6 protein-coding genes are annotated in these 7,110 nt (G+C 65.1%); 2 read left to right on the top strand and 4 right to left on the bottom strand.

Going from position 1 to position 7,110, the window contains the following annotated elements; all coding sequences use genetic code 11:
• Window positions 1-66 precede the first annotated feature (66 nt).
• The 3 genes from ABLA28_RS09750 to ABLA28_RS09740 all read right to left on the bottom strand — a co-directional run bounded on the left by ABLA28_RS09750 (window position 67) and on the right by ABLA28_RS09740 (window position 3,031).
• Complete coding sequence (locus ABLA28_RS09750) at window positions 67-756, bottom strand: DUF4230 domain-containing protein (RefSeq protein WP_347713503.1); 690 nt, start codon at window positions 754-756, stop codon at window positions 67-69.
• A 55-nt stretch (window positions 757-811) separates the two neighbouring features.
• Window positions 812-1,987, bottom strand: coding sequence for a nickel pincer cofactor biosynthesis protein LarC (gene larC, locus ABLA28_RS09745; protein ID WP_347713502.1), 1,176 nt, complete (start codon window positions 1,985-1,987; stop codon window positions 812-814).
• An 87-nt stretch (window positions 1,988-2,074) separates the two neighbouring features.
• The gene (locus ABLA28_RS09740) at window positions 2,075-3,031 is read right to left on the bottom strand and encodes a 2-phosphosulfolactate phosphatase (RefSeq protein ID WP_347713501.1); all 957 of its coding nucleotides are present in this window, start codon (window positions 3,029-3,031) and stop codon (window positions 2,075-2,077) included.
• Window positions 3,032-3,356: 325 nt separating this feature from the next.
• On the opposite strand from ABLA28_RS09740, the gene ABLA28_RS09735 reads away from it, so the two are divergent.
• Both ABLA28_RS09735 and ABLA28_RS09730 read left to right on the top strand, forming a co-directional pair.
• Window positions 3,357-3,899: an Rrf2 family transcriptional regulator gene (locus tag ABLA28_RS09735; protein ID WP_347713500.1), complete on the top strand. Its 543-nt coding sequence runs from the start codon at window positions 3,357-3,359 to the stop codon at window positions 3,897-3,899.
• Complete coding sequence (locus tag ABLA28_RS09730) at window positions 3,886-5,343, top strand: nicotinate phosphoribosyltransferase (protein WP_347713499.1); 1,458 nt, start codon at window positions 3,886-3,888, stop codon at window positions 5,341-5,343. Before ABLA28_RS09735 ends, ABLA28_RS09730 begins: the two co-directional genes overlap by 14 nt.
• Before the next feature lie 423 nt (window positions 5,344-5,766).
• On the opposite strand, the gene ABLA28_RS09725 is transcribed toward ABLA28_RS09730, so the two are convergent.
• On the bottom strand, window positions 5,767-7,110 hold a 1,344-nt coding region (locus ABLA28_RS09725; protein ID WP_347713498.1), incomplete at its 5' end, for an Ig-like domain-containing protein.

Below are 7,110 nucleotides of genomic sequence, written 5' to 3'. Positions count from 1 at the left end.
GTGCGGCGGCTTTCCTCCGCAATGCCCGCAATGCCCTTGAAGGCTTACTTCGAAGGCTTACAAGGCTCACTCGTCCGCCGTCGCCTCCACGGAGGCGGGGCTGAGGTCCTGTTCGGCGTCGGCCTTTTCGGGCGTGCTGTCCTGAGTCTCGAGGCGCAGGACCTCGCCCTCGCCGTCGTCGAAGACGATCTCGGCCTCCATGCCCGTGGTTGCGACGATGGAGGTGAGGATCCGACGGGTGTTCTCGTCCGCCTGGCTCAGGATGCCGCTTTTCAGGGCGTTCTGCCTCATCTCCTCCAGGTCCGCCGTCACCTCCCGGTTCTGGTCCTCGAGGCGGATGGAGGTGAAGAGCCCCGCCTGCTGGTCGTAGACCTCGAAGCTCTGGATGTCCGCGTAGATGTCCAGGATGCGGCTGCGCGGGACGACCACACGGACGCGGTTGACCGCGAACCGCTCGGAGATGTTGAGCTTGGAGAGGTCGTTGCCGCAGACGATGACCCCGGCGTACCGCATGATGAACTTCCGCGTGGTGCCGGGGAGGCAAAAGCCCAGGAACGGCATCTGTTTGCCGTCGGAGAACGAGACGATGGACTGAAAACGTTCCCGCACGGTCGCCAGCTCGTTCACGTTCTGGATGCCCTGCAGGATCGCGGAGCGGACCGATTTTTTCCTCGCGGCCGGGTTCTTTTTCCGCGTCAGAAGCAGGACGTTGAGGACGACGGAAAGGACGAGCAGCAGCGCTACGATGATCGACATGGAAAACCCTCCTGTATCTTAATTTTCCGGATCTGTATTTTGGCGTTTCGGTACATCAGAGTTCGCGCGCCACGCGGCGGCGCATCTCGGCCATCGGAAGGCCGTGCTCGGCCGCGAGGCGCTTGAGGTCCTCGTACTCCGGGGTGCGGCGCAGGGGAACGTCCCCCAGAAGCGCGGTCTTGACGTCGAGTTCCCCCAGAGGCGTGGAGACGCGTTCGATGCGGAAATGCAGCCGGGTGCGGTCGGCCGCGATGCGACGGACCCCCTGCGAGGTGGTCTCCCTCAGCATGATCAGGGTCAGGGACGACGCCTTTTCCGGCTCGGACAGGCAACAGAACCGGACGGCGGGGCGTCCCTTCTTCATGTAGATAGGCTCGGTCCAGACGTCCAGGGCGCCCGCCTCAAAGAGGCGGCCCGAGACGGGCTCGAAGTCCTGAGGGTTCATGTCGTCGATGTTGCACTCCAGGAGGGTCAGTCGCTCGTGCACCAGGCCCTCGTCCTCCTGGCCGGCCTCCATCAGAAGGACGCGGAGGACGTTGGGCATGTCCTCGGAGTCCCGATTGCCCAAGCCGAAGCTCGACGCGATCACCGATCCTGCGGGAATGGAGCAGAAGGCGGAGGCCAGGGTCCTGGCGAGCAGCGCGCCGGTCGGGGTGGTGCGCTCCATGGGCGCGCCCCGGGAGAATATCGGCAGCCCCCGAAGCAGGAGCGCCGTCGCCGGGGCCGGGACGGGCAGGACGCCGTGGGCGCAGGTCACCGTGCCCGATCCCACGTTGAGAGGGGAGCAGAGCACGCGGGGCCAGTCCAGAAGCTCCATCAGGACGAAGGTGCCCACGATGTCGACGATGGAGTCGATGGCTCCCACCTCGTGAAAGTGAATCTTGTCGGGCGTCGTCCCGTGGACCTGGGCCTCGGCCTCCGCAAGCAGCGCAAAGGCCCGGAGGGACTCCCTCCGGACGCGGTCGGACAGAGCGCTTCCGCCGACGATCTCCTCGATCTCGTGCAGCCCCCGGTGCGGATGATGTTCGTGGGTGCGGACGTCGAAGTTCGTCCCCGCGATGCCTTTCTTCATGCCCCTCTCGATGACGAGCTCGTAACTGTCCTCCGGCAGGAGCGTCAGCCTGCGCATCTCCGCGCGGAAGCGCTCCGGGTCGGGGAGGAGGCCCAGCAGGGCCCCGATCAGCATGTCGCCGGCGATCCCCGCAAAACAGTCCAGGTAAAGTGTCTTCATCCGCCGTGGTCCCCCTTGATCAGGTTCAATATCGTATCGAATCCGGTTCCGCCTTGTCGTCCGGCGTTCCGGGACAGGGCGTCGGTGCTATCGCAGCCTTGCCCTGCCGGATTTCTTATGCCTGTTTCCGCCCAGAAAGAGGTGGTCCGCGTCGCTTTTTACGTATTGAAGGAGGGAGGCGAAGCGGTTTTGAGCCGTCTGAGCCCGTTCCGTGCGGGGGGGCCCGACGGGCGCCGGTTCCGGAAGGGGCAGAGCGGTTCCGAGACGGGGGCCCATGGCGTCCGGGGGGACGCGGCGCAGGACCGCGCGCATCCCATCGCCGTGCGGGACCTCGTGCAGCTCGGGGACGGCCTCGACGGCGTCCGGAATGCACGCGAAGGCGATGTCCGCCCTATAGCCGACCCGGTCCAGGAATACGGCATGATCCGCCCCGGCGAGGGACGCCTGCAGGTCGTTCCGGGAGGACTGCCAGGTCAGAAGCGCCAGGCGGGCGCTGTCCGCGAGCCTCAGCCCGGGGTGCCGCCGCTGCAGGAGGGAGAGCAGAAGGCCGGCGCAGAGGGTGTCGTCCCAGGAGGGACGTCCCTTTCGTCCCGAACAGAGCAGGCCGATCCGGGACCCCCGCGACAGGGCGCAGCCGAGCGCCGACGAGGCGTTGCGAATGCAGGCGGCGAAGACCGGAACCCCCGTTTCCGCAGCCCTCAGGAGGGCCTTCGTGCCGTTGGTCGTGGCCATGACGGCGCACTCGCGGGCCGCGGCGAGCTCCTTCGTGAGGTCCAGGGGCGAGTTTCCGAGATCGAACCCCTGAGGGGTTATGGCGTTTACCTCTCCCATCAGGAGGGGGTTTCGGCCTTCCTGCTCCAGATCGTGCGCCAGACGCCGCGCCGCGTCGGGGGTGTCCGTGGGGTAGAGCTCCCGGCCTCCAAGCTCGAACCATCGGACGATCACCGTCGTCGCGCGAAGAACGTCGATCACCAGCCAGACGTCGACCGTCGGCAGGTGCTCGTTGCAGGATAAAACCACATCGGCCTCCACAGGTTTTGCCATGCCCCATCCTCCTCGTTTCCGCTGCGGATACATTATAACTTAAGGAAACGCCGATTCCGTCCATAAGGCCTCCCTTTGGGGAAACCCGGCTTGAGGGTTGATGGGTGCGGCTCGCCGGGGCCGCCGCCGTTCCGAGGCCGGACCGACGGTTTGGCGAAGCCCCATGTCAATTTTGGAGGATACGCGCGTCTCTCCGAGCCTGGGAAAGTCTGCGGTGTCCTCCGGGGATGCTCTGTGTTATGATAGGAAACGGCAAAGGTAAACCGACTCCGAAATGATGAATAGATTACAGTTTCGGGTCGATATTCTGACGGGAGGCGTTTTTGTGCTGGGCAGTGTTATCGCCATATCGGAGGCCGTTTCCCTCGGCGTGCACGGCATGGGGCTTCTGGCCGCGTCGGGACGCCGGCTCAACGCCCGGGACATGGCCCAGACCCTGGGGGTCTCCGAGGCTCATCTGACTAAGGTTTTTCAAAGGCTGGCCCGCGCGGGGCTGGTGCGTTCCGTGCGGGGAGTGGGGGGCGGTTTCGAGTTGAAGCTCGCGCCCTCCCAGATATCGCTCATGTCGGTCTACAAGGCGATCGACGGCGCCCCCGATCCCTCGGCGGCGCTGTGCTCGTGCTGTGCGCAGTGCCCCTTTCGGGACTGCATCTTCGATACCGTCCTCGAGGACTCGGCGCGGCGGTTTCTGGACTATCTCTCCGGTACGACTCTGGACACGGTGTTTTTGAAGCTCGATACAAGGGAATGTCCCTCTCCGTATCCGGAGCTCCCGAAGGGACCGGAGCGCTCCGGTTCGCGGTGCCCGCGCAGGGAGGGCCGGGTTTTGGCAGGGGAAAGTGGAGGTGAGGCCCATGACGCAGTTTGAACCGCGCAATATCTCCATGATGATGGATCTGTACGAGATGACCATGGCCAACGGGTACTTCGGCGGAGGGAACGCCGACGGACCGGCCACGTTCGACGTGTTCTACCGGAGGAACCCCGATGAAGGCGGCTTCGCTATCTTCGCGGGCCTGGAGCAGGTGCTCGATTATCTGGAGAACATTCATTTCGAAAAGGAGGACATCGATTACCTGCGCTCGCTCGATATCTACGAGGAGAAGTTCCTGGAATGGCTGGCGGATTACCGCTTTCGCGGAACCGTGACGGCCATGCCGGAGGGCAGCGTCATGTACCCCAACGAGCCGATCCTTACGGTGTGTGCGCCTCTGATCGACGCGCAGCTGGTGGAGACGGCGATCCTGAACCAGATCAACCATCAGTCCCTGATCGCCACGAAGACCCACCGGATCGTGCAGGCCGCGCAGGGGCGGGCCGTGGCGGACTTCGGCGCGAGGAGAGCCCATAACGTGGATGCCGCCGTCTACGGCGCCAGGGCGGCGTACATCGGCGGTGTCTCCAGCACCGCCACGCTGCTGGCGGGGCAGATCTTCGGCATCCCCGTCAGCGGGACGATGGCCCACAGCTGGGTCATGTATCACGACGACGAGTACACCGCGTTCAAGCGGTTTGCGGAGCTCTATCCCGACAACTCGGTCCTGCTCGTGGACACCTACGACGTCTTCAAGTCGGGCATCCCCAACGCGATCCGGGTCGCCCGGGAGGTCCTCATCCCCAGGGGAAAGCGTTTGAAGGGCATCCGCCTGGATTCCGGCGACCTGGCCTACCTTTCGAAGGCCGCCCGCAGGATGCTGGACGAGGCTGGCCTGACGGATTGCAAGATCGTCGCTTCCAACAGCCTGGACGAGTTCACGATCCGATCCATACTGGAGCAGGGCGGCTGCATCGACGCCTTCGGCGTCGGGGAGCGGCTGATTACGGCGCGGAGCGATCCCGTCTTTGGGGCGGTGTACAAGCTGGTGGCCGTGAACAAGGGCAAGGCCTGCTACCCCAAGATCAAGGTCTCGGAGACCTTCGAAAAGATCACCAACCCCGGGAAGAAACAGGTGTGGCGCGTCTATGACGACCAGGGACATGCCATCTCCGACCTGATCACCATGGCGGAGGAGACCCCCGACTTCAGCGGGGAATATCCCTACGTCAATCCGCAGAGGCCGTGGAGGACCTTCGTCTACTCCGGCTGTACGGCCCGAAGGATGCATGAGCTGGTCATGGAGGACGGAAGGAGGGTAAAGCCGTCCCCTTCGCTCGAGGAAATCCGGGCGTACGTAAAACGCCAGCTCGAGACGGAGATATGGCCGGAGGAGCAGCGCTTCGAGAACCCGCACAAGCATTATCTCGACATGAGCCCGGCCTACTATCGGATGAAGATGGAGCTTCTGAGCAGGGCGCAGAACGGGACGCTCTGATTCGATTCCAAACGCTCTGACTGAAGGCGAGCGGCCCCCGGATCCGGGGGCCGCTCATCTCTCGTATCCTGATGATGCCTCAATGCAGCCGGTCCCTCAGCGCCTCCGTTTCGCCCAGGGACAAATCCGTGTATTCCGCAATCCGCTCGAGCGGTGGAGGCGATACCCTCGTTTCGGCCCAAACAGCAAAGGGCCGACCATTGAAAAGTGAGGCGGCCCCGGCTGTTGCGGGGGCTGGGTAAGCGCTGCTTAAAACGTTTTTCTCCAGCCTATCGTCTGTTGGCGTCGAAGCGCGACAATGGTGTCGCGCTTCGACGTAAGCGGACCGAAGGTTTACGGCTTGCCGTACCGACACGGTCTCTGTGGCCTGCGGCCACAGGGGGCCGGCCGTCTGCTTAAGGGACTGGCTGCGAAAGTCGGAGGCTATCCTCTCTTCCTCCGAAGGAGTGCTGCTGCGAAAATCAACGCAAGTCCGCCGACCCCCGCGTCGCATCCACCGCCGCCGCCCTCGCCCTTGTTCCCGCCGCCGCTCTTCGCTTTCTGGAGCAGGCCCATGGCGCCCGAGATCGTCCCGTCGGCGGCGCCGTCCGGGACCACCAGGAGCCCCTCGACGATCCGCGGCCCGGTCTTTGCCGGTGAGGCGGCCGGGCCCGTGGCGTCCGCCACGAAGGCGGTCAGCTCCAGGGTCGCCCCATTGTTGCCGTTCGTCACTTTCAGCGCGCCCGAGGAGATTGCCTGAGATGCGGCCGCGCCGTCGGTTCCCACGACCGTATAGGCCTCCCCGCCCGCGGAGATGAAGGCCGGCTTCAGGACGTCGAGGAGCTCCCGGGGCTCGACCTTCGTCACCTTGCGCCCCATCAGCGTGCTCAGCTCGTCCCAAGACAGGCTCCATCGGTACCTCAGAGGCAGCAGGTCGCCCTTTCTGCGCCCGCCGAGGAAGACGTCGATCGCGGACCTGGAGGTGCTCCAGCCCTGCGCGGAGGGGAGCTGCCCCGTCTTGAAGCGGATGGCGGCCCTGGACTTCAGCTCCGTCACCTGGACGGCGGAGGTCCCCCAGGCGTCGCGAAACGCCTTTTGGAAGGCGGAGGCCTTCACCCTCGCCGGGTCGGAGTCCGCAATGGTGAGGCCTGCGCCCTGCGCGCTCAGCAGGTCGTTGAACTCGCCCAGCATCTTCCAGATCTCGGGGTGGACGTTGGTGTAGCTCATCTCCTCCCGGACGGTGAGGTCCGCGGAGTCCGCGACGGTTTTCTGCCGGTTCACCGCGACGCTGATGACGGTTCTGCCCATGGAACGGGCGTAGAGGTTGCCGAAGGCGTCGATGCGCGCCACGCCGGGATTGCTGCTGGACCATGTGACCTTTTCGGAGCTCGAGGTCGTCCCGTTCGCGTAGACGACCGTCGCGGTGAGGGTTGCGGTCTGGCCGACCCGGGTCAGGGTGTTGGGGATGCCGCTCATCCGAACGGACTTGATCGTAAGGGATGGGTCCGCGCCGGGATCGTTGCCTCCGCCCTGTTTCTCCTCGACGGCCCCGATGTCCTTTTTGCCGTTCGTCGGCTGAGGACGGGCGACGCCCCTCGCGTCCTCGGCCGGGAAGCTCGGCAGGTGGGAGGGGATGGCGTCCATGGCCCTGCTGTCCGCCGCGAGGGCGTCCGCCTCGTTCAAGGCGATCGTCCGGAGCGTGCCGGATGCCGACCCCGTGCCGACGGTGGGGCCGGAGTTGTCCGCAAGGCCGTTGGAACCGAAGAACGTGGCGGAGGTCCAGCCCTC

The organism is uncultured Fretibacterium sp. (genome assembly GCF_963544685.1).
Taxonomy (GTDB): Bacteria; Synergistota; Synergistia; order Synergistales; family Aminobacteriaceae; genus CAJPSE01.
Note: the sequence above shows the minus strand (reverse complement) of the source record. Positions and strands in the feature narration are given on the sequence as shown.